The sequence below is a fragment of the Pseudomonadota bacterium genome, assembly GCA_016719885.1.
Taxonomy (GTDB): domain Bacteria; phylum Pseudomonadota; class Gammaproteobacteria.
The window spans coordinates 46,267-67,092 of the sequence record JADJYF010000017.1 but is presented as its reverse complement, the minus strand read 5'-3'; the positions used below and the strand labels follow the sequence as shown (position 1 = coordinate 67,092).

The window sequence follows — 20,826 nt, the reverse complement described above, 5'->3', positions numbered from 1 at the left end:
AATCGTCAGCTGAAGGCTGACCCACATTCAGGTCAAGCCCCACCTCGCCGCCTCAAACCATCGCCTCGGCGCGCGCCAGGTCCGCCTGCAGATGCTTGCCGCCGAGATAGAAATGCCACGCCACCCACAGTCCCAGCACGCTGAAGCCGAGCAGGCTGTAGCGCAGTGAATCGGCGCCGTAGCTTGGCGCGAGCAGGTCGCTGACCGCACCGATGGCCCACGGCCCGGCGCCGAGACCGATGATGTTGGCAATGAAGAGCAATATCGCCGAGGTCTGCGCGCGCATGCGCAGGCGCACCATCGACTGCGCCTGGGCGAGCGTGGTGGCCTGCCAGAAATTGGCGGCGATGATCGGCGGAATGAACAGCGCCAGGGCCAGGTGCGGATCGGCGGCCAGATAGGCCGCCACCCCGAAAGGCAGTCCGACGAGATTCGCGACCGTCACTATCCACGCGCTCCAGCGCGTGTCACGGGTGCTGAAGCGGTCCGCCAGCACACCGCCGACGAACATGCCGATGCCGCCGACCACGCCTATCAACAGGCCCAGCCACAGACCGATGTCGGTGGTTTTCATGTGGTGCGTGCGAATGAGGAAGGACGGGAACCAGGCGATGAAACCGTAGCCGACGAAACAGGCCAGCGCCGCGCCGAAGGACAGGTGCAGGAAGGCCGGCCGACGTTTCAGGAAGCGCACCGTCTCCATGATGCTCGGCCGCTCTTCGCTGTCGCTGCGCGCATCGGCGAGGCCGCGCTTCGGTTCGGGCACGCTGAGTCTTACCAGTACCGCCAGCGCAAGGCCGGGCAGACCGACGATGAAGAATGCGCGCCGCCAGCCGAACAGCTCGTTGATCCAGCCGCCGATGAACAGGCCGAACATGATGCCGAAAGGAATGCCGAGCGCGTAGATGCCGATGGCGGTGGCGCGTTCGTTGGGCGGGTAGTAGTCGGAGATCATCGAGTGCGAAGGCGGGCTGCAACCTGCTTCGCCAATGCCGACGCCGACGCGCGCCAGCGCGAGGTGCATGAAATTCTGGGCCAGGCCGCAGGCCGCCGTCATCGCGCTCCACAGCGCCAGCGACGCGGCGATGAGATTGCGTCGATTGCCGCGATCGGCCCACAGCGCCATCGGTATGCCGAGCGTCGCGTAGAAGGCCGCGAACGCGAAACCCGACAGGAAGCCGAGCGCCTGGTCCGAGAGACCCAGATCGCGCTTGATGGCTTCGAGCAGGATGGAAAGGATCTGGCGATCGATGAAGTTGAAGGTGTAGACCACCAACAGGATGCCGAGCACGTAACGGCGCACCCACGGCGTGGAGGTAGCGGTATTCATGGCGACGGCCGCGCCGGATCAGCCCAGCGGGCCGCGGGTGATGGCGGAGAGCTCGGAGTTGACGTCGAACAGGCAGGCGCGGATGCCGGTGATGCCGAACGACGCGAGCCGCGCGCTGTGCATGCCGAGATAGGCTTCGGCGCTGGCCTTGTCGTCGAACAGGTAGATGCCGCCGGCCGTGCCGCTGGCGGCGTTCTCGGTCCAGATCTTCCAGCGGAGGCCCGCTTCCTTTTCGATCGACTCGGCCAGTCCGCGCAATTGTGCGGCCATCTCGGCGCCGAACGGTCCGGCAAACGGGAAATCGATTTGCAGCAGCTGCGCCATGGTGGTCCCCCCCATTATTGTTGCGGCCATGCTAGCCGCTCATGCCGGTCTTGGGTATGGGCACGTCGAACCCGCGCGCCGCGCACGGCGGCCAGTTCAAGGCGCGGGTGGGATGGCGGCTCAGGTGCCGGTGAGATTGAGCGTGGCGTTGGACAGCCACGCCAGGGCGCTGGCGCGGTCGGTGAAGCAACGCACTTCGAAGCCACGGTTGGCGCAGGCGTTTTCCCAGAACGTCGCGTCGTTGGCGCGTTCCGGCAGGGCCGGCAGGATGATGGCTTCACGCGCGCCCGGCGGCAGGCCGAGCGCGTGCAGGCTTTCGGCCAGGCCGTAGAGATCAAACACGGTGTGGCCGCCGACCAGGCCGACCGCATCGCACAGAAACCGCAGCGTGCCGTGGGTCTTGGCCGCGGCGAGCGAAGCAATGATGCTGTCGGTGAGATCGGCGCGGCTGAGTTCGCCTTCGAGCCGCACTTCAACGCTGCGCCGGTCGGTGAGATACGAGACTTGCCACGGCATGGTCTGTCTTCCTGTATGAACTCGAGCGCCGCCGTGCCGCGCTGCCGGTTTGATGTTCGACAGGCCCATTGCCCGCCGTCCCTGACAACACCGAAATAGGGGCGGCGTGCGATTAATCAAGTGTCATCGGGCTCATCCCGATGAAATTCGCCATACGCCGGCGTTTAGTAGCCGATGGCCTGGCCCTCCTTGCGATGGTCCGAGCCGCCGACGTAGCCGTGTGCCGCGCGCAGGATCAACTGCGCGCCGCCAAAGCCGCGCGCGACAGGATCGACTCTCACCACGTGTCCGCGCGCGCTGAGTTCGGCGGCCACGCGCGCATCGAAGCTGCTTTCAAGCGCGACGCTGAAATCGGGCTCGACGCGCCAGCGTGGCGCGTCGCTGGCGGCCTGAGGATTCTGAGCGTAATCGACGAGGCGCGTGACCATCTGCACGTGGCCCTGGGCCTGCATGTGCCCACCCATCACGCCAAAGCTCAGCAGTGGCTCACCGCCCCGTGTGACGAAGCCGGGAATGATGGTGTGAAAGGGACGCTTGCGCGGTGCCACGCAGTTGGGATGCGCGGGGTCGAGGGAAAAGCCATGACCGCGGTTCTGCAAGGCGATGCCGGTGTCCGGCACCACGATGCCGGAGCCGAAGCCGTGAAAGTTCGACTGTATGAACGACACCATCATGCCGCTCGCATCGGCCGCGCTGAGATACACAGTGTCGTGCGAGATTGGCAGCGAAACCGGCGGCAAGGCCATGGCATGGCGACCGATGCGCGCGGCGGCGCGTGCCACGCTGCCGGGCTCGAGCAATTGTTCCGGCGTCACGCGCATCGCGCGCGGGTCGGCGAAGTGCTGGGCCGCCGCGCCGAGCGCGAGCTTCATCGCTTCGATCTGCTGGTGCATGGCGTCCGCGCTGTCGAGCGGCGGCACATCGAGATGCGCGAGTATCGCCAGCGCGATCTGCGCGGCGAGGCCTTGCCCGTTGGGCGGGATCTCGTGCAAGACCACGTCGCGATAGGGCTGCGCGATGGGCGTCACCCAGTCGGCGTGATGTTCGGCGAGGTCGTCCACGGACAGCGCACCGCCATCGGCGGCGGCCGCCGCCGCCATGCGCGCCGCGAGTTCGCCGCGGTAGAACGATTCGCCCTCACTGGCCGCGATGTCGCGCAGCGTGCGCGCGGTGGCGGGCAGGCGCACGCGTTGGCCGGCGGCCGGCGGCTGACCGAAATGACGCGCGAATTCCGGCCAGGCATCGAACTGCGCCGCGTCTTCGCGCCATTGACGAGCCGTGACCGGTCCGACCGCATAGCCATGCTCGGCGTAATGGATGGCGGGCTCGAACAACGCGGCGAATGGCAGCTTGCCGTGACGCCGTGAAAGCTCGACCCACACGCTGACCGCGCCCGGCACCGTCACCGCGTCCCAGCCGAGTCGCGGCATCACCTTGTGACCGGCAAAACGTTGCAGCGTCCACGCCGCCGGTGCGCGCCCCGAGCCGTTGATGCCCGTGAGCCGCGTGCCGTCCCACAGCAGCGCGAAGGCATCGGAGCCGAGACCGTTGCTGGTCGGCTCCACCACCGTCAGCGTAATGGCGCTCGCCAGCGCCGCGTCCACCGCGTTGCCGCCACGTTCGAGCATGAGCAGCCCGGCGCGCGCCGCCAAGGGCTGCGAGGTGGCGACCATGTTGTCGGCCAGCAGCGGTGCACGGCGTGAATCGTAGGGCAGGGCGTCGTTGAACATGCGCTTGGCTCGCTTTGGAAATCGGCGGATGACCTGCGCCGATTGTAGCGCCACGCGACGCCTTGGCCGGGCTGTAACTTTTTCGGCGCGCGTCGCGAACTAGCCCAAGACGGTCGCATCGACCGACACCACGGCCCTGGTATTCGGCGTCCCGCTCGATGTCATGCGTGCCTGCGTACAACCAGCTAGAGGTAAGCCATCATGAAAAAATTCAACGTCAATTCGCGGGCGGCCATCATCGGTACGTCCTTCGCCGTCACGCTCGCCGCCAGCCCGCTGGCCGGCGCCAACGACAATCCCTTCGGCATGAGTGAACTGCGCGGCGGCTTCACCGTGGCGGCAGCGGAAGAGAGCCGTCAATGCGGCAACTTCTGCGGCGGCAAGAACCCGACCTTCACCGACAAGGGCGAGATCGTCAAATGCGGCAGCAGCTGCGGTGAAGTCGCCAAGTGCGGCAACATCTGCGGCGGCTTCGGCGCCAAGAACCCGACCGCGCCGGGCGTCGCCATGAAGGATGGCGAAGTGGCCAAGTGCGGCAACATCTGCGCGGCCGCCAAGTAGGCCACGCCGTCACGACCCGCACTGTCACGAGGGCGACCTGATGACTTCGAAGCTCCCATCATTACCGCGCGACAGTGCGGGTCTCGGTTTGCGACGCGTGCATTTCGACGATTTGCTGGACGCCGTGCCGTCCACCATCGACTTCATGGAGGTGGCGCCGGAAAACTGGATGGACGTCGGCGGCGCCGGCGGCCGCAAGTTCCGCGCGCTGGCCGAGCGTGTACCGCTGGTATGCCACGGCCTGGCACTGAATCTCGGTGGCCACGCGCCGCTGGACGCGGCGTTTCTCGGCCGCCTGCGCGGCTTCCTGGCCGAGGTCGGCGCGCGCTGCTACTCGGAACACCTGAGCTACTGCGGCGACCACGCGCATCTGTACGACCTCATGCCCTTGCCCTTCACGCAGGAGACCGTGCGCCACGTGGCGGCGCGCATACGCCAGGCGCAGGACATGCTCGGCATGCGCATGGCGGTGGAAAACGTGTCTTACTACGCGCAGCCCGCCACCGATCTTACGGAAATCGAATTCCTGAACGCGGTGCTCAGCGAAGCCGATTGCCTGCTGCATCTCGACCTCAACAACATCTACGTCAACAGCATCAACCATGGCTACGATGCCGCGGCCTTCGTGCGCGCGGTGCCGGGTGAGCGCATCGTCTATGCGCACGTCGCCGGCCATCATTACGAATCGGAACATCTGCGCATCGACACCCACGGCGCCGATGTCATCGAACCGGTATGGCAACTGCTCGAGCTCGCCTATGCCGAGCACGGCGTGTTCCCGACCTTGCTCGAGCGCGATTTCGACATACCGCCGCTTGCCGAGGCGGTCAAGGAAGTGGAGATCATCGCGGCCGCCCAGGCCCATCACCGCGCACCGCGCATGCGGAGGTTCGCCCATGTCTGAGTCGATACACCAGGGCTGCGACGCGCCCGGCCTGGTGGCCTTCCAGCGCGCCTTCACCGGCTACGTGCGTGACCCCGAGCACGCCACGCCGCCCGCCGCGATACCGCTGGAGCGCATGCGGCTCTACGCCGAACTCGTGTTCGGCAATGTCGAGCGCGTGATGGGCAACATGTTCCCGGTGCTGAAGTCGCGGCTCGACGCCTGCCTGTGGCATCGCCTCGCACGCCAATTCTTTCGCGATCACGACATGCACGACCCCTTGTTCCAATCCATGCCGCGCGAATTCCTGAGGTTTCTCGAACAACGCGCCCGTCACCCGCGGACCCGCCCTACCTGCTGGAACTCGCCCACTGGGAATGGGTGGACTATGCGCTGTCGATAGACAGCACCGAGATCACGCTCGATGGCATCGAGCGCGACGGCCTCCTGCTCGACGGCCTGCCGGTGTTGAACCCGCTGCTGTGGATGCTGCGCTACGAGTTCCCGGTGCACCGCTATCGCGACGAAACGCCGGGCAATGAAGCGCCAACCTATCTCGTCGCCTGGCGTGACCTCGACGACCGCGTCGGATATCTCGAGTTGAACGCGCTGACGGCGCGCCTGCTGGAAATGTTGGATGGCGCGGAGCACGGCCGCGGCGCGCAGGTGCTCGAGGCCTTGGCCGCCGAGATGGGTCGGGACTGCGATGAACCATTCCTGCGCGCGGGAAAGGAGATCCTCGAAGACCTGCGCCAGCGGCACATCGTGTTGGGTGTGCGTGAGATGTCAGACTGAAGTCTGACCCACGAATCCAGGCACTCTCCGCGCGTCCGACGCCAGTCTGGTCTTCCTGTGCCCAACCCCGGTCGGCATGCTCATGCGCTCTTCAGTGCCAGCAGCCGCACCAGCACGATCGCCGCCAGCGGCACCACGAGACCAATCAAGGTGCAGGTCAGCAACAAATCGCCGAGCTGGCTGTAGTCGGCCGGCACGCTCACCACGTGGGTCTTGGGGTCGGTCACTTCGCGGGTGACTTCGAACACCTGGTTGAGATACTTGGTGCCGAGCTGCGAGGCGGACAGCGCGAGATTGGTGAACGACGCCATCACCGCGAAATAGGTGGCCTTGAGATTGTCCGGCGCGGAGCGCGCGATCCAGGCCAGCATCGGCACCATCGAGATCTGGCCGAGCGGCGATTCCAGCGCGGTGTCGACCAGCGCGATGAAACGCGCGTCGACCACGCCGCCGGTATGCGCGGCGGTCCATTCGTGCAGGCCGTGGTACATGCCGAGCACCGGCAGCGACAACACGGTGCCGGCGACGGTGAGGAAGGCGACGATGCGTGTGATCGGGCGCTCGGCCATGAAACGCCGGAACAGGAACAGGCCGGCCAGGGTCAGCACGCTGGCGATGGCCGACAGCCGCGCCAGGAAGGATTCATCGAAGTGCAGCTGGTCGATCATCCACCAGGTCGAACCCGGGCCCGGGCCGGGCATGGCGCGGAACACGAAGATCACCACCGCGGTGCCGACCAGGGTGGCGCGCGCATCGGCGTCGAGCGCGCCCAACAGGCGCCACATCAGGAACAGCACGATGCTGAGCGAAGCGCCGAACACGATCTCCTGCGCACCCGGTACGCCCAGCAGGCCGACCGTCAGCGACACGCAGGCGAAGCCGAGACCGCCGAGCAGTATCGACCAGTTCACCTCGGGGCGTTCGCCGTGCACGCTCATGAGGTTGTCGATCTGCGCGGCGCTGAAGCCGCGCGCCGCCAATCGCTTTTCATCGCGCCGGCGAATGCGGCCGGCGAGCGCCACGCCCAGCACCGACACCAAGGGGATCAGCATGGCGTATTCGTAGATGCGCAGGTAGGCGGCGAGTTTGCCGTCGGGCGGCAGGCTTTCGACGCCCGCCAGCAGCACCACGTTGACCAATGACACCAGCACGCCGCCACCGATGATGGCGACACGGCCGAGGGTCTGCATGGTGGTGTGCATGAGCGTGCGCTGCTCGTTGGGCAGACTACGGCCATCGGCATCGACGCGTGGCACGGCCTCGACCGTCATGGCATCGGCCACCACGTCCTGAATGACATAGCCGATGGGCGCCAGCAGCGCCGTCAACACGTACCAGGCCTCGGCCGGCATCACCGCGCGCATGGCGTCGGGCGCGGACAGCAGGCCAATCATGATGCCGAGACTGGTCGCGATCAGCGCCGCGCCCAGCACCACCAGCAGGCCTTTCCATTTCCACATGAGATCGACCAGGTGGCCGAGCGGCATCTTGAGCGCCCACGGCAGGCCGGCCCAGAAGCCGAGCGCGGCGAGAAATTCCGCCGACAGGCCAAGGTAGCTCTTGACGAAGAACGTGCCGACGATGCCGGTCAGGCCGGAGATGCCGGCCGCCACGTACACCATCAGCGGCGGCAGGTAGGACAAGCGCATCTCGCGGCCGAGCGCGAGCACATTGCGCTCCCACCAGCCGCGTGCGTCGTGGGTCGATGATGAGGTGTTGGTCATGGTGTGAGGCAAGCGCGAAACAGCGTGGCACGGTCGCCCGGGTGCGCACGGGATGGAAACGTGGCGCGCTGCACGCCGCGCCGTCTGGCGGCAAATGATGCGCGAATGCACAACGCGCGTCGACCGCGTGCCGTGCGCGACTTATCCCCTACAATGCCGCGCCATGAATGCCGCCCTCGCCCGTATGAACCGTAAAGCCCTCATCGCCGCCGTTGCCGGCATCCTGTGTGTCATCGGCAGCTGCGCGCCGCTCGGCAAGGCCGCCTGGCACACCTGGCAGGGGCAGGCGCCGCGCGTGCTGCCCGTGTCGCCCGCGGCGCCCCTGCAAGCGGTGACGGTCGAAGTCGAACCGCGGCGCCATGCGCGCGTGGCCTTGCTGATCGCGCTGAAGGCGAGCGAGCAGGCCTCGACGTCCAGCGCGGCCGCGGTGCCGGCCACGATCCGCGTGCGCGACAGCGCCGGCCGCGTGCTGCTGGAAGAAACACGCAACACCGCGAGAGGCGCCGCGCGGCATCAACATGCGCGCATCGCCAAGGCCGGTGACGGCCATCTGAGTCTGCATTACGACTTTGCGAAATTCGCGGCGCCCGCCGATGGCCGCATCGTGCTCGATGTGACGCTCGCCGCGCAGCGCGATGACGGCGCCGCGCTGGACAAGGCCGAAGTGACCATCAACGACGACATCGGTGACTACGCGGTGGGGGTGACGTTCGGCGTGTTCATGCTGCTGGCGGGCTGGATAGCGGCGGTGGCCGGCGTGCTTACGCTGCTCGGCAACCCGGCGCCGCCGGCGCCGCAGTCGGTGGTCGCACCCGACGATCGCCGTCTCGCGCGCCGCGCTCACCTGCTCGGCCTGCTGGCCTACCCGCTGCCGCTTGCGCACCTGGTGGTGATGGCGGTGCACTGGCTGCGCGTGCGCAGCGCGTCGCCGTTCGTCGAGGAGCACGGCCGCGAAGCGCTCAACTTCCAGCTCTCGATACTGGTCTACCTGCTGATCGCGTTCACCTTGAGCATGGCCCTCATCGGCTTGCTGATGCTGCCGCTGGTGCTGTTGATGCAGGTGGTGATGAGCATCGAGGCGGCCACCCAGGCGCGCGCCGGGCACCGCTTTCGTTATCCCTTGACGTTCAGGTTCCTGCGCGCGCCGTGAGGCGGACTTGCAGGCTCGTCGTTGTGGGTCAGGTTGCTGCATTTTGCGCCGTGCGGCGCGAGTGCGATGAATCGGCCTAAGCCTGACCAAGTTTCGCGCCCGTTGCCGCTCAGCGCGGCATCACCACCGTCGAATCGGGATCGAAGTTCATGTGCTTCTCGAAGAAGTTCAGCGTGCGATCGAGCGCGATCGAGGCGCTGGTTTCGTCGTAGCTGGCGCGTTCATCGCAGTTGAAGCCGTGGTCGGCGTCGTAGACGAAGATCTGCACATCGGGCTGCGCGCGGCGAATGGTCTCGACATCGCTCATGGGGATGTGCTTGTCCTTTTCGCCGAAATGCATCATCACCGGGCAGCGCGGCCGGCGTTGGGCTTCCTTGGCGGTGCCGCCGCCGTAGTAGCAGGACGCCACCGCGACCTTGTCCAGTGCGCAGGCCGACAGCCAGGTCAACAATCCGCCGAAGCAATAGCCCACCACGCCGACACGGCCGAACTTGGCTACATGGTCGATGGCGGCCTGCAGGTCGAGCAGGGTGTCGGCAATCTTGAGATCCTGAAAGGCGATGCGCAGGCCCTTATCGAAATCGGGTTGTTCGGTGTAACCGAGTTCGACGTTGCGTTCGACGCGGTCGAAGATCTGCGGGGCGATGGCGACATAGCCGGCCGCCGCATAGCCGTCGACCACGGCGCGGACGTGGTGATTGACGCCGAAGATTTCCTGGATGACCACCACGCCTCCCTGGGCATCGCCCTTGGGCTTGGCGACATAGGCGCCGAGCTTGAAGCCGTCGGCTGCGGTCAGTTCAACATTTGCCATGAATCGCTTCTCCGAGGGTGGGAAAAAGGGTGGAGACTGTGGCCGTCAGTATAGCCCCGTGCCTGCCGCCGAACTGGTTACCGGTAGACGTAACGCCGATAGTCGCTGGCGGCGGTGGCGCCCAGCAGCACCGCCGGCCGCTGATGGTGCAAGGCCTTGGCGCGATGCGCGGCGTCGTCGGGCTGCGGGCCGATGTAGCTGCCGAGATCGCGACTCCAGGCCACGGTCGCGCGCGCATAGGCGAGACGCGCATCCTGCCACGCCGCGAGCGCGTCGCCGCCCTGGTCGAGCGCGCGGGCGAAGGTCGCGGCATCGACCGCCGCTTTCGACACGCCCATGCCGCAATGGGGGCGCGCGGTGGCGGCCGCGTCGCCGAGCAGTGCAACGCGGTCGTACAGGAAACGCGGCGCGCAGAAGTCGTACATGCCCTGCAGGAACGGCCGCGCGGTGGCATCGATCACCGTTTGCACCTGTGGCGGCAGCCAGGCGTGCGCTTCAGCGCGCATGGCGCTGATCAATTCGGCGCGGATGAGATCGTGCGGGATGCCATTTTCATGGTGGCGACCGCCGGCGTCGGTCAGGTGGTCGCGCAGCGTCGCGGCGCTGGCGGTGCGATACCAACCCCAGTTGTACCAGCGCCGGCCGGGTTCCAGGGCATCGTCGGGGCCGGCCACCAGGTAGCCCAGCCAATGCCCGCCCGGCGCCATGGCGAAGGCCATGCGCTGATCGAACTGCGCCAGCACTGCCGGCGCTACCAGCGCTTCGTCGATGAGTCCGCGCCAGCCGAAATAACCGCAGTATTGCGCCGGCGCCTCGGGCGCGACGATGCCGCGCACGCTGGAACGCGTGCCGTCCGCGCCCAGCAGCCAATCGGCTTCGACGCGCACGCCGTTGTCGAACACCGCCACCACGCGTTCACCGCGCTGCTCGATGCCGCACAGCGTATGACCGTTGTGGTAGTGGGCATCGTCGACCTGTGCGCGCAGGAATCGATAGATGAGTCCCCACGAGGTCATGATCTGCGGCAGGTCGTGGCTGCCGAGCAGCGCGCCGTCGCGGTCGAACATGATGCGGCCCTTGGAGCGCACCCCCATTTCTTCGCGCAGATCGATGCCCGCATCGCGCACCGCGGCGTAGAGCTCGTCATGGGTGGCGATGCCTGCGCCGCGGTTGGCCAGCGCTTCGCCGGCGCGTTCGTAGATGTCGGCCTGCCAGCCCAGGCTGCGCAGGGTCACGGCCGCGAACAGGCCGGCCATCGATCCGCCGATGATGATGACCCGGCCCTTGCCCGAACCTGATGCCGTCATGTCTCGAGCCTCGCGGACCTTGCTGGCGCGATGGCGATTCAGCCGCCGTCGACCAACAGCGCGCGGCGCAGCGCCGCGGCGGCGTCGTCGAGCGCGGTCAAGGCGCGATCCACGCGGCCGCCCATGCGCATGAATCCATGCACCATGCCGGCGTAACACTTGCGCTCCACCGCCACCCCGGCGTGTTCCAGGGTGTCGGCATAGACGTGCGCTTCATCGCGCAGCGGATCGAATTCGGCGCTGAGGATACACGCCGGCGGCAGGCCGGAATGATCGGGCGCGAGCTGCGGTGAGGCGCGCGGATCGGTGCGCGCGATGCGCGTCGGCAGGTACCAGTCGATGAACTGCTCCATGGCGTCGCGCGTCAGCAGGTAGCCGCTGGCGTTTTCGCGCATCGAGGCGGTGTCGGCGGTGAAATCGGTCGACGGGTAGAGCAACAGCTGCAGGCGCAGCATCGGCCACGCCTCGTCGCGGATCGCCAGCGCGCAGGCCGCCGCCAGGCTGCCGCCGGCGGAATCGCCGCCCACCGCCAGGCGTTTGGCGTCGACCCCGAGTTCGTCGGCGCTGGCCGCCACCCAGCGCACCGCAGCCACGCAATCATCGAAGGCAGCCGGGAACTTGTGCTCGGGCGCGAGCCGGTAATCGACCGCCACCACCACCACGCGCGCCTGGGCCGCGAGGTAGCGACACAGGTGATCGTGGGATTCGAGATTGCCGACCACCCAGCCGCCGCCGTGGAAATACACCAGCGCCGGCGCCGGTGCAGCGACACCCCGTGGGCGATAGATGCGCACCCTGATGTTGTCGGTGGGGCCGGCGAACACCACGTTCGCGACGCTGTTCAAGGGCGGCGTGTCGTGACGATAGACCAGCGTGCCGGCATCGTAGCCGCGCCGTGCGGCGCGCGGATCGCTGCTGTCGAAGGGCGAGCCGCTGCGCGCCGCGGCATCGACCAGGGCCTGGCATTGGGGATCGAGAGGCATGGCGGCGCGACCGTCGCTGACTATTCGCCGCCGAGGATGAACACGCTGTCCATGCCTTCGGTGCGTGCCGGGATCGCGGCCTGGTATGCGGGCGAGTTGTACCAGGCGGTGGCGGTGGCGCGGTCCGGGAATTTCAGGATCACCATCACGCCGTGCGGGTTGGCGCCCGACAGCACTTCGCTCGCACCGCGGCACACGAATTCGCCGCCGAAGCTCGCCACCGTCGGCGCGGCGGCGGCGCCGTATTCGGCGAGTTTCTCGGCATTCTTCACGGTGGCGTGAACGACGACATAAGCGGTCATGAATCATTCCTCGATTGGGTGCATAGGGCAGGGCGCGAGCCCCGGGGCGCGTTCGATTGTCTGCACTTCGCCAAGTCGTCGCAAGTCTTGGCGGGCAGGGGGCTCAACGCCGTTCGCGCCATATCCGTAGGTGCGAATTCATTCGCACACGCCACGGCGCGCCTTTCAGTGTGCGAATGAATTCGCACCTACAGCCAGGCCGCGAGGCGTTCCTGCGATGCATTCCACAATGCGTCGACCAAGCGGCTGTCGCGCGCGCGACGATCGGCGTCGCGTTGGCGGCAGTCGTCGAAATAGGCGCCGGTGACCGTGGCCAGCGTGGGAGACGTGGCAAGAAACACCGAGGTGCGCGCACCGTCGGCCGGCGCCGCGCCGCGCATCGCAAACGCCGACTTCAAAAGCTTGGTGCCGATGACGCCGGGGTGCAGGGCGTTGGCCGTGACACTGGCGTGACGCACCGCCAGCGCGCGCGTGAACAACACGTTGGCGAGCTTGGACGTCGCATAGGCGCCATAGGCACTCCAGCCACGCGTGAGGTCGAGATCGTCCATCGCCAACGCCGCGCCGTCATGGGTCATGGAACTGACGTTGACGATGCGTGCGCCCGGCGTCGCGCCGAGCAGCGGCAACAGGTGATGGGTGAGCAGGAACGGCGCGAAATGATTGACGCCCATGGTCAGTTCGAAACCGTCGACCGTCATGCTGCGCGTCTTGGCGTAGAGCCCGGCGTTGTTGATCAGCACGTCGAGTTTGGGCGTCAGCGCGCGCACCTGCGTCGCCAGCTCCCGCACTTCGGCGAGATGCGCGAAATCACCCCATACCGGCAGCGCCGCGCCGCCCGCCGCGGCGAGCCGCGCGACGCCGTCCTCGGCGCGCTGGCGGTGACGACCATGCACCAGCACGGTGTGACCAGCGCCGAGCAGCGCACGCGCGGTTTCGAAGCCGATGCCATCCGTGGCGCCGGTCACGAGCAGGGTCTTGGCGGTCATCGCGGCTGGCGACAGGACGAACGGCGCTGCATGCCTATTCAGGGCATGGGGATGGTGGCGGCGGTCGGCACGCTGTAGCCCCGTATCACCGCCGGCCGCGCCGCGAGCTCGCGGTACCAGCGCAGCACGTGCGGGAAGTCGTGCAGCGACACCGCCTGCCACTCGTAGCGCGCCACCCACGGCCAGATGGCGATGTCGGCGATGCTGTAGTCCGCGCCGGCCACGTAGGCGTGCGCCGCCAGCCGGCGATCGAGCACGCCGTACAGGCGCTGCGCCTCGCTGGCGTAGCGCTCGCGCGCGTAGTCGGATTTGTCCGGGTTGAAATGCACGAAGTGATGGGCCTGGCCGAGCATGGGGCCGAAACCGCCCATCTGCCACATCAGCCATTCGAGCGTGGCCATGCGTGCGTGGGGCGCGCGCGGCAGCAGGCGATCGGCGCGTTCGGCGAGGTAGATGAGGATCGCGCCCGACTCCATGAGCGTGAAGCCGCTCTCCTCGTCGACGATGGCCGGGATCTTGTTGTTGGGGCTGATGGCGAGGAAGTCCGGCGCGAACTGCTCGCCCTTGGTGATATCCACCGTGTGCACGGTGTACGGCCAACCCAGCTCCTCGAGCAGGATGGAGACCTTGCGGCCGTTCGGTGTCGACCAGGTGTAGAGATTGATCATGCGCTGCGCTCCTCGCCGTCCCGCTTTCCATCATAGGGGAGGCCTTGGGCCGCGCCCAGCGCGGTGCGGCGCCGCGCCCGGCGTCAGGGCGGCTTGCCTTGCCGCTGGCCAGAAGCGCGTGCTAGCTTGGCGCGGCCTTGCAGTCGGCCGTTCGAGTGCCATTGCGCGCCAGGTCGCGGCAAGCGCAGCCGTCACGAATCCTCATTCAAACGAACGGAGAGCGCCCATGTCAGCAACGCCCGGCAGCTTCATCACCCGTCATCATCACATCACCATCGCCACCGGCGGTGCGCAGCAGGATTACGATTTCCACACCAAGGTGCTGGGCCTGAAGAGCGTCAAGAAGACCGCCTTCTACGACGGCGAGGCGCCCATCTACCACCTTTATTACGGCAACGACGCCGGCGAGGAGAGCTCGCTGGTCACCACCTTCCCGGTCGCCCACACCGGTGTGAAGGGACGCAAGGGCAGCGGCCAGATCAGCTACGTGAGCCTGTCGATTCCGCCGGCGGCGCTCGACTTCTGGCGCGAGCGCCTGGGCGCGCACGGCTTCGAGGTCACCGACAACGAGCGTTTCGGTGAGCGCTATCTCGACTTCCAGCACCCCTGCGGCGTCGACTACTCGCTGGTCGCGGTGGCGGACGATGCGCGCAAGCCGCACAGCAAGGGGCCGGTGCCGGCGGAACTCATGATCCGCGGCACGCATTCGATTTGCGTGTCGACGCGCGACGCCGAGCCGATGGAAGAATTCATGCAGCTCGGCTGGGGCGGCACGCGGGTCGCCGCCGATCGCAACCTTCTGCGCTACCAGCTCGGCAACGGCGGCAGCGGCACCATCATCGACTTCGAAGTGCAGCCCGAGCGCAAGGCCGGCACCTGGATCGTCGGCGAGGGCACGGTGCATCACATGGCGTTCCAGGTCGGCAGCCACGCTGAGCAGGACCAGCTCAAGCTGCATCTCGAAGGCATGGGCTACACCGATGTCTCGGACGTGAAGAATCGTGGCTATTTCGATTCCATCTACGTGCGCACGCCGTCCGGCGCGATGTTCGAAGCGACCGTCACCCACGACGACGGCTTCACCTGCGACGAACCGCGCGACAAGCTCGGCCTGGAAGTGATGCTGGCGCCACAGCTCAAGATGAGCCGCGAGGAAATGCTCGCGCAGCTCGGTTACCTGAAAGACTGATCACTCACGCGCCTGGGCGCGCATGCCCGCGCCCAGGCGCTCTCGAGCTCGCCTGCACGGCCTCATCGTCGTCAGCCGGCGACATCGCCCTGCGCCACTTCACATTTTTCCCGAGGGCTTTTGCGACGCAAGTCCGCAATCGGCGGTTTCGCGCGCCGTCACGGCGTTTGGCCCGCATCCTGCAACGTTCATCGCACACAACGAGGCTGGCGTTTCGCGACCAGCCCACGGCACACGAACGTCAAGGAGAACATCATGCCCAGCCTGGCACAGGGTCTGCGCATCGCCGCCATCGCAAGCACACTGGTCTTTACCGCCAGTGCCATGGCCTATCCCATCAACGACACCTACTACGGCGGTAATGACCATGGCTATGGCGACATCGTCGGCGGACCGGTGTTCGACGTGCAGGGTGCGAGCATTTCGCGCAACGGCAGCAAGCTCACGGTCAAGATCTACACGACATTCGCCGGTCATGCCGACGAGTTCCTCTATCCGCAATACACCCAGCGCGCGGCGAGCCGACTGGATGGCGTGGCGATGGGCATCGGCTATGGCGACCTGTTCCTCGCCAGCGAATGGACGCCGTTCGGCAACGACCCGCACCATCTCAATGACAACAACGTCACCGGCACGCACTGGACCTACGGCTTTTCCATCGACCGTGACCGCTGGACCGACGTCGGCGGCAGCGGCACCCTGTACGCGCTGACCGGCGCGAGCAACGATGCCAACGCGCTGCTCAGCAATGATTTCCTGTCGGGCGCCATCTTTCGCGACGGCCAGGAAGTGGGCGTCGACCGCGCGTCGCGTACCGTGCACGCGCTGGGTCAGGGCACGTGGTCGGTGGACAGCACCGCCGGCAATCGCCACCTGCGCTTCGACTTCGATGTCGCCAACACCGCGCTCGCCCAGGGCGACAGCATGGCCTTGCACTGGGCCATGAGCTGCGCCAACGACACCATCGAGGGCGAGCAGTACGTGCCCGAGCCCGGCACGCTGGCCCTGTTGCTGCCTGGCCTCGCAGTCCTGCGTCGTCGCCGTTCCGCTTGAGGCTTTGCCTCGCGTCGCACATGCTGCCCGCTGTTGTACGCTAGACGCGCTGCCCGGCCGCGACCGGCAGCGCCACGAGTGAGCGCGGCGCCGGCATGGCGCGACCAGGGGGGAGCATGCAGTTTGGACTTTTCGATCATCTCGACCACAAGCCCGAGGCGCCGGCGCGCACGCTGAAGGACCGCATCGAATTCATCCGCCAGGCCGAGGCCGGTGGCTTTCGCGCCTATCATCTCGCCGAGCATCACGGCACGCCGCTGGGCATGGCTTCGTCGCCCAGCGTATTTCTCGCCGCGGTCGCGCAGGCCACCACGCGTCTGCGCTTGGGCCCGCTGGTCTACCTGCTGCCGCTCTACGATCCGCTGCGTCTGCTCGGCGAAATCGCATTGCTCGATCAACTGAGCGAAGGGCGCCTGGAAGTCGGCGTGGGGCGCGCCATCTCGCCCATCGAACTCAATTTCTACGGCGTCGGCGACGATATCGCCGCGGCTCGCACCGCCGAAGCGCTGGCGGTGTTGCGCGCCGGCCTCGGCGCCGAACGCCTGACTTTCCACGGCCGCTTCTTTCACTACGATGACGTGCCGCTGCCGTTGGCGCCGCTGCAGCAGCCGTTGCCGATGTGGTCGGCCTCGATGTCGGTCGAAGGCCTGACCGAAGCCGCGCGCGCCGGCATGCATACCGCGGCGCTCGGCAACGTCGAGATGATTCGCACCGCCGTCAGCACCTATCGCGAGGCGTTCGCGAACCTGAAGGACGATCCCTTGCGTGGGCGCTTCGGCGTGCAGGCGCCCTTGAACGGCATGTATCGCATGGTGCTGGTGGCGCCCAGCGACGCCGAGGCCGAGCGCCTCGCGCGCCCGTCCTATCTCAACTGGTTCGGCAAGCTCATCAAGCTGTGGCGCGAGCATGGCATCGAAGCGCCGCTGATTGGCTCGTTGGACAACTTCGAGACCGCGCGCGCGGTGGGCATGCTGGTGTGCGGATCGCCCGCGCGGGTGGCGGACGAATTGGCCGCGCAGATCGAAGCGACCGGCGTCAACTACGTGATCGCGCAGATGGCCTATGGCGACCTCGCGCACCGCGACGAGATGGCGTCGCTGGATTTGTTCGTCGAGCGGGTGATGCCGGCGCTGCGCGCCTGAGCGGCGCCGGCCACGGTTCGGATCAGCGCTTGCCGAGGCCGAGTTCGGTGAGATGTTCCTCCAGGAACTCGAGGCGATCGTTGCCCCAGAAGATCTGATCGCCCACCACGAACGTCGGCACGCCAATTACGCCGAGGCTCGTCGCTTCCTGCCAGTTTTCCTGCAGGCGCGCGAGATGGGTGAAATCATCGAGCGCGCGGCGTACCGCGTCGGCGCCGAGACCGATGTCTTCCGCCACGCCTTCCAGCACCGGCGTCATGCCGATGTCCTGGCCCTCGGCCCATTCGCGCCACATCACGCGTTCCACGTAACGCGGCAGGAGGCCGGCCTCTTCCGCGGCGAACGCCACCAGTGCGGCCGGCGTCGGGTCGGTCGAAACCGGCGGTGGATTGAAAGGCACCCCCATGCGTCGACACCAGCGCGCGACGTCCTGGCGCGTGAGTGGCACCTTGACCTTGGCCCGCTCCGGCGCCGAGCGTCCGTCCCAACCTCCCAGCGAGCGCCATTGAATGTCGACGTCGAAGGCCGCGAGCCGTGCAAACAGCGTGTGCGACGCGAGGTAGCAATAGGGGCTGCGGAAGTTGAAGAAGATGCGGACGGCGGTACGGCTCATGGGCGAGGTCCTTGCCGGTAGGTGACTGGGCGCGATTCTAGCAGTGCGCGCGATGCGCCCGAAGGGTGACGGGGCGCCGCAAATCCGCCGCTTCGCAGCCTGGACTGCTTGGGTATACTGCCAACGAACGCGCCACGCAGGGGAGAGTTGAGTGACACGTGCCATCGTGCTTCGAGAACTGGGCGGCCCCGACAACCTCGTGGTCGAGGAGGTCGAGCTGCGTACACCCGGCGTCGGCGAAGTGCTGGTGAGGCACACCGGCATCGGCGTCAACTTCATCGACACCTATTTCCGGCGCGGCCTGTACCCCATCAAGCTGCCCGCCATCATCGGCGACCAGGCGACCGGCGTCATCGAAGCGGTCGGCCCGGAGGTGCAAGGCTTCAAGGTCGGTGACCGCATCGGCTACGGCTCGGCCGGCCCGTCCTATGTCGAGGCGCGGGTCATGAAAGCGCAGTCGATAGTGCACCTGCCCGACGCCATCGCCGACGACGTGGTGGCGGCAAGTCTCACGCGCGGCATGACCGCCGAATACCTCTTGTTCCGCCTGCATGAGCTGAAAGCCGGCGAGACCGTGATCGTGCACGCCGCGACCGGCGGCACCGGCCTCATGGTGTGCCAGTGGGCCAAGGATCTCGGCGCCACCGTCATCGCCACGGTCGGCGCGGAAAACAAGTTCGAGATGGCGCGTGAAGCGGGCGCCGATCACGTGCTGCTGCACGGCGCCGATGATTTCGTCGCCCAGGTGCGCGAGCTGACCGGCGGGCGCGGCGTGGACGTGGCCTACGATTCCATCGGCCGCGACACCTTCATGAAGTCGATTGAATGCATCCGCCCGCGCGGCCTGATGGTTGCCTACGGCAATGCTTCCGGCAAACCCGATCCGCTCGACGTGCTGGCCTTGTCGCGCCACGGCTCGCTGTATCTCACGCGGCCCAATCTCGGCCACTACGTCGGCACGCGCGCCGAGCTCGAGCTCTCCACCAGCCGTTTCTTCGACGCGCTGGAACGCGGCATCGTGTGGCCGCACCCGGTCGAGCGTTTCTCTTTCGACGAAGCGCCCGCGGCGCACCGTCATCTCGAGGATCGCGCCAAGCACACCATTCCGATCCTGGTGCCATGAGCGAACGTTTGAGCGGCGGCCAGTTGCTGGTCGAGGCGCTGATCGAACACGGCGTGCCGCGCCTGTTCTGCGTGCCGGGGGAATCGTTCCTGGCGGTGCTCGATGCGCTGTACGACGTGCCCGAGCACCTGCCGCTCATCACCTGTCGCCACGAAAGCGGCGCGGCCTTCATGGCCGCCGCCAGCGCGCAGCTCAGCGGCCTGCCCGGCGTGTGCTTCGTGACGCGCGGGCCGGGCGCCGCCAATGCCTCGATTGCGCTGCACGTCGCACGCCAGGCGTCGATCCCCATGCTGCTGTGCGTCGGCCAGGTGGCGCGTGACAATCTCGGCCGTGAATCCTTCCAGGAAGTCGATTACGAGACCTTCTTCGCGCCCTTCGCCAAGCATGTCGAACAGGTGACGATAGGCGAGGCGCTGCCGGGCGCGGTGGCGCGCGCCTTCCACATCGCACGCAGCGGGCGTCCGGGGCCGGTGGTGTTGGCGCTACCCGAAGACGTGCTCGGCGAGCCGAGCTTTGCCGCGCCCGAACCGGCGCGTCCGGTCCAACGCCGCGGCCTCGACGCCGCCCAGCTCGAACAGGTCAAGCGCAGCCTCGACGAGGCCGAGCGGCCGCTGGTGATCTTCGGCGGCGGCGTCACCAGTGACGCCATGAGCCGCGACCTCGAGCAGTTCGCGCGTCGCAACCGCGTGCCGGTGTGCGTGGCGTGGCGGCGCAACGATGCCTTCGACAACGAGCACGCGTGCTATGCCGGCGCGCTGGGCCTGAGCGCCCACGCCGAGCTGTATGCGCTCGCCGCCGAAGCCGACTGCGTGCTGGTGATCGGCGCGCGCCTCGACGAGCCGACCACGCGCGGCTACACGCTGTTCCGCGATCAGCGCGCGCGCGAGTTGATACACATCTACCCGAACGCCGCGGACATCGGCCGCAACTACCCGCCGACGCTCGGCATCTGCGCCGACATCGGCGAGACCGTCGGCGCGCTCGCCACCACCACGCTTGCCGCCAGTGACGCGCGCGGCGAGTGGTGTCAGCGCCTGCGCGACGCCTGCCTGGCGGCGCGTCAGCCGCCGACGGTCGAAGGCGGACTCGATCCGGGCGAAGTGATGGCGACCTTGAACCGTCGTCTGGCCAGCGACGCCATCGTCACGGTCGATGCCGGCAACTTCACGCTGTGGCCGCAGCGTTATCGTGCCTATTCGCGACCGGGACGCCTGCTGGCGCCGATCAACGGCGCGATGGGCTGGGGCGTGCCGGCCGCGATCGCGGCGGCGCTGGCCGAACCCGCGCGCCGCGTGGTGGGCTGTGTCGGCGACGGCGGCATGCTCATGACCGGCATGGAACTCGCGACCGCCGCCAAGTACGGTGCCAAGCCGCTGATCCTGGTGTTCAACAACAGCAAGTTCGGCACCATCGAGATGCACCAGGACCGCCGTTACCCCGGCCGGCGCATTGCCAACGACCTGGTCAATCCGGACTTCGCGGCGTTTGCGCAATCCTTCGGCCTGTACGGCGCGCGTGTCGCCGACAACGCGGCCTTCGACGCGGTGCTGCCGGCGGCCCTGGCCGCCGACAGCGCGGCGGTGATAGAACTCGTCATGGAAGACGTCTGAGCCGGGCTCGGACTGACGTC

The 20,826-nt window shown here is 67.3% G+C and carries 22 protein-coding genes; 10 read left to right on the top strand and 12 right to left on the bottom strand.

What is annotated here, in order from left to right; all coding sequences use genetic code 11:
- Window positions 1-52: 52 nt before the first annotated feature.
- From IPM80_17825 to IPM80_17810, 4 genes are all read right to left on the bottom strand, one after another.
- Window positions 53-1,330: an MFS transporter gene (locus IPM80_17825; protein ID MBK8960215.1), complete on the bottom strand. Its 1,278-nt coding sequence runs from the start codon at window positions 1,328-1,330 to the stop codon at window positions 53-55.
- An 18-nt stretch (window positions 1,331-1,348) separates the two neighbouring features.
- A complete protein-coding gene (locus IPM80_17820; protein ID MBK8960214.1) occupies window positions 1,349-1,654 on the bottom strand; it encodes a monooxygenase in 306 nt (101 codons plus the stop codon).
- 120 nt (window positions 1,655-1,774) lie between these two features.
- Window positions 1,775-2,170 (bottom strand): STAS/SEC14 domain-containing protein, encoded by a 396-nt coding sequence (locus IPM80_17815; protein MBK8960213.1) that lies wholly within the window; start codon window positions 2,168-2,170, stop codon window positions 1,775-1,777.
- A gap of 164 nt (window positions 2,171-2,334) precedes the next feature.
- Window positions 2,335-3,900, bottom strand: a complete 1,566-nt coding sequence (locus IPM80_17810) for a gamma-glutamyltransferase family protein (protein ID MBK8960212.1) — start codon at window positions 3,898-3,900, stop codon at window positions 2,335-2,337.
- 201 nt (window positions 3,901-4,101) lie between these two features.
- On the opposite strand from IPM80_17810, the gene IPM80_17805 reads away from it, so the two are divergent.
- From IPM80_17805 to IPM80_17790, 4 genes are read left to right on the top strand one after another with little or no spacing between them, the layout of a single operon-like run.
- Complete coding sequence (locus tag IPM80_17805; protein ID MBK8960211.1) at window positions 4,102-4,461, top strand: hypothetical protein; 360 nt, start codon at window positions 4,102-4,104, stop codon at window positions 4,459-4,461.
- 40 nt (window positions 4,462-4,501) lie between these two features.
- Window positions 4,502-5,365, top strand: a complete 864-nt coding sequence (locus tag IPM80_17800; GenBank protein ID MBK8960210.1) for a DUF692 domain-containing protein — start codon at window positions 4,502-4,504, stop codon at window positions 5,363-5,365.
- Window positions 5,358-5,747 (top strand): putative DNA-binding domain-containing protein, encoded by a 390-nt coding sequence (locus tag IPM80_17795; GenBank protein ID MBK8960209.1) that lies wholly within the window; start codon window positions 5,358-5,360, stop codon window positions 5,745-5,747. The genes IPM80_17800 and IPM80_17795 overlap by 8 nt, the downstream gene beginning before the upstream one ends.
- Window positions 5,726-6,139, top strand: a complete 414-nt coding sequence (locus tag IPM80_17790) for a hypothetical protein (protein ID MBK8960208.1) — start codon at window positions 5,726-5,728, stop codon at window positions 6,137-6,139. The genes IPM80_17795 and IPM80_17790 overlap by 22 nt, the downstream gene beginning before the upstream one ends.
- 80 nt (window positions 6,140-6,219) lie before the next feature.
- Here IPM80_17790 and IPM80_17785 read toward each other — a convergent pair whose 3' ends face one another.
- Complete coding sequence (locus IPM80_17785) at window positions 6,220-7,863, bottom strand: hypothetical protein (protein ID MBK8960207.1); 1,644 nt, start codon at window positions 7,861-7,863, stop codon at window positions 6,220-6,222.
- Between the two features lie 184 nt (window positions 7,864-8,047).
- Between IPM80_17785 and IPM80_17780 the strand changes: the two genes are divergently transcribed.
- Window positions 8,048-9,013, top strand: coding sequence for a DUF4870 domain-containing protein (locus IPM80_17780; GenBank protein MBK8960206.1), 966 nt, complete (start codon window positions 8,048-8,050; stop codon window positions 9,011-9,013).
- Between the two features lie 109 nt (window positions 9,014-9,122).
- Here the strand turns inward: IPM80_17780 and IPM80_17775 are convergent, their stop codons facing one another.
- The 6 genes from IPM80_17775 to IPM80_17750 form a co-directional block, all read right to left on the bottom strand.
- Window positions 9,123-9,827, bottom strand: coding sequence for a dienelactone hydrolase family protein (locus IPM80_17775; protein ID MBK8960205.1), 705 nt, complete (start codon window positions 9,825-9,827; stop codon window positions 9,123-9,125).
- A 77-nt stretch (window positions 9,828-9,904) separates the two neighbouring features.
- Complete coding sequence (locus tag IPM80_17770) at window positions 9,905-11,134, bottom strand: FAD-dependent monooxygenase (GenBank protein MBK8960204.1); 1,230 nt, start codon at window positions 11,132-11,134, stop codon at window positions 9,905-9,907.
- Window positions 11,135-11,172: 38 nt separating this feature from the next.
- Window positions 11,173-12,117: an alpha/beta hydrolase gene (locus IPM80_17765; GenBank protein ID MBK8960203.1), complete on the bottom strand. Its 945-nt coding sequence runs from the start codon at window positions 12,115-12,117 to the stop codon at window positions 11,173-11,175.
- Between the two features lie 20 nt (window positions 12,118-12,137).
- Entirely contained in the window at window positions 12,138-12,419 is a 282-nt protein-coding gene (locus tag IPM80_17760) for a DUF1330 domain-containing protein (GenBank protein MBK8960202.1), read from the bottom strand.
- A 188-nt stretch (window positions 12,420-12,607) separates the two neighbouring features.
- Window positions 12,608-13,408 carry an SDR family NAD(P)-dependent oxidoreductase gene (locus IPM80_17755; protein ID MBK8960201.1) on the bottom strand — a complete coding sequence of 267 codons (801 nt, stop codon included), beginning with the start codon at window positions 13,406-13,408 and terminating at the stop codon, window positions 12,608-12,610.
- Between the two features lie 38 nt (window positions 13,409-13,446).
- On the bottom strand, window positions 13,447-14,076 hold the full coding sequence (locus IPM80_17750) for a glutathione S-transferase N-terminal domain-containing protein (protein ID MBK8960200.1): 630 nt from the start codon (window positions 14,074-14,076) through the stop codon (window positions 13,447-13,449).
- A 226-nt stretch (window positions 14,077-14,302) separates the two neighbouring features.
- On the opposite strand from IPM80_17750, the gene IPM80_17745 reads away from it, so the two are divergent.
- The 3 genes from IPM80_17745 to IPM80_17735 all read left to right on the top strand — a co-directional run bounded on the left by IPM80_17745 (window position 14,303) and on the right by IPM80_17735 (window position 17,460).
- A complete protein-coding gene (locus IPM80_17745) occupies window positions 14,303-15,265 on the top strand; it encodes a VOC family protein (protein MBK8960199.1) in 963 nt (320 codons plus the stop codon).
- A gap of 255 nt (window positions 15,266-15,520) precedes the next feature.
- Complete coding sequence (locus tag IPM80_17740) at window positions 15,521-16,318, top strand: PEP-CTERM sorting domain-containing protein (GenBank protein MBK8960198.1); 798 nt, start codon at window positions 15,521-15,523, stop codon at window positions 16,316-16,318.
- 116 nt (window positions 16,319-16,434) lie between these two features.
- Window positions 16,435-17,460, top strand: a complete 1,026-nt coding sequence (locus IPM80_17735; GenBank protein MBK8960197.1) for an LLM class flavin-dependent oxidoreductase — start codon at window positions 16,435-16,437, stop codon at window positions 17,458-17,460.
- Between the two features lie 22 nt (window positions 17,461-17,482).
- On the opposite strand, the gene IPM80_17730 is transcribed toward IPM80_17735, so the two are convergent.
- Window positions 17,483-18,073: a 2-hydroxychromene-2-carboxylate isomerase gene (locus IPM80_17730; protein MBK8960196.1), complete on the bottom strand. Its 591-nt coding sequence runs from the start codon at window positions 18,071-18,073 to the stop codon at window positions 17,483-17,485.
- Window positions 18,074-18,224: 151 nt separating this feature from the next.
- Here IPM80_17730 and IPM80_17725 point away from each other — a divergent pair, with 151 nt between their 5' ends.
- Both IPM80_17725 and IPM80_17720 read left to right on the top strand, forming a co-directional pair.
- Window positions 18,225-19,196, top strand: coding sequence for a quinone oxidoreductase (locus IPM80_17725; GenBank protein MBK8960195.1), 972 nt, complete (start codon window positions 18,225-18,227; stop codon window positions 19,194-19,196).
- Entirely contained in the window at window positions 19,193-20,806 is a 1,614-nt protein-coding gene (locus IPM80_17720) for a thiamine pyrophosphate-binding protein (GenBank protein ID MBK8960194.1), read from the top strand. The genes IPM80_17725 and IPM80_17720 overlap by 4 nt, the downstream gene beginning before the upstream one ends.
- The last annotated feature ends 20 nt before the right edge of the window (window positions 20,807-20,826 follow it).

Bases quoted from the DNA above. Each gene is read 5' to 3' on its own strand.
- IPM80_17745 (MBK8960199.1), top strand. From the start codon at position 14,303: ATGTCAGCAACGCCCGGCAGCTTCATCACCCGTCATCATCACATCACC.
- IPM80_17755 (MBK8960201.1), bottom strand. From the start codon at position 13,408: ATGACCGCCAAGACCCTGCTCGTGACCGGCGCCACGGATGGCATCGGC.
- IPM80_17825 (MBK8960215.1), bottom strand. From the start codon at position 1,330: ATGAATACCGCTACCTCCACGCCGTGGGTGCGCCGTTACGTGCTCGGC.
- IPM80_17740 (MBK8960198.1), top strand. From the start codon at position 15,521: ATGCCCAGCCTGGCACAGGGTCTGCGCATCGCCGCCATCGCAAGCACA.
- IPM80_17760 (MBK8960202.1), bottom strand. From the start codon at position 12,419: ATGACCGCTTATGTCGTCGTTCACGCCACCGTGAAGAATGCCGAGAAA.
- IPM80_17805 (MBK8960211.1), top strand. From the start codon at position 4,102: ATGAAAAAATTCAACGTCAATTCGCGGGCGGCCATCATCGGTACGTCC.
- IPM80_17820 (MBK8960214.1), bottom strand. From the start codon at position 1,654: ATGGCGCAGCTGCTGCAAATCGATTTCCCGTTTGCCGGACCGTTCGGC.
- IPM80_17775 (MBK8960205.1), bottom strand. From the start codon at position 9,827: ATGGCAAATGTTGAACTGACCGCAGCCGACGGCTTCAAGCTCGGCGCC.
- IPM80_17770 (MBK8960204.1), bottom strand. From the start codon at position 11,134: ATGACGGCATCAGGTTCGGGCAAGGGCCGGGTCATCATCATCGGCGGA.
- IPM80_17785 (MBK8960207.1), bottom strand. From the start codon at position 7,863: ATGACCAACACCTCATCATCGACCCACGACGCACGCGGCTGGTGGGAG.
- IPM80_17750 (MBK8960200.1), bottom strand. From the start codon at position 14,076: ATGATCAATCTCTACACCTGGTCGACACCGAACGGCCGCAAGGTCTCC.
- IPM80_17780 (MBK8960206.1), top strand. From the start codon at position 8,048: ATGAACCGTAAAGCCCTCATCGCCGCCGTTGCCGGCATCCTGTGTGTC.
- IPM80_17765 (MBK8960203.1), bottom strand. From the start codon at position 12,117: ATGCCTCTCGATCCCCAATGCCAGGCCCTGGTCGATGCCGCGGCGCGC.
- IPM80_17795 (MBK8960209.1), top strand. From the start codon at position 5,358: ATGTCTGAGTCGATACACCAGGGCTGCGACGCGCCCGGCCTGGTGGCC.
- IPM80_17815 (MBK8960213.1), bottom strand. From the start codon at position 2,170: ATGCCGTGGCAAGTCTCGTATCTCACCGACCGGCGCAGCGTTGAAGTG.
- IPM80_17800 (MBK8960210.1), top strand. From the start codon at position 4,502: ATGACTTCGAAGCTCCCATCATTACCGCGCGACAGTGCGGGTCTCGGT.
- IPM80_17730 (MBK8960196.1), bottom strand. From the start codon at position 18,073: ATGAGCCGTACCGCCGTCCGCATCTTCTTCAACTTCCGCAGCCCCTAT.
- IPM80_17810 (MBK8960212.1), bottom strand. From the start codon at position 3,900: ATGTTCAACGACGCCCTGCCCTACGATTCACGCCGTGCACCGCTGCTG.
- IPM80_17720 (MBK8960194.1), top strand. From the start codon at position 19,193: ATGAGCGAACGTTTGAGCGGCGGCCAGTTGCTGGTCGAGGCGCTGATC.
- IPM80_17735 (MBK8960197.1), top strand. From the start codon at position 16,435: ATGCAGTTTGGACTTTTCGATCATCTCGACCACAAGCCCGAGGCGCCG.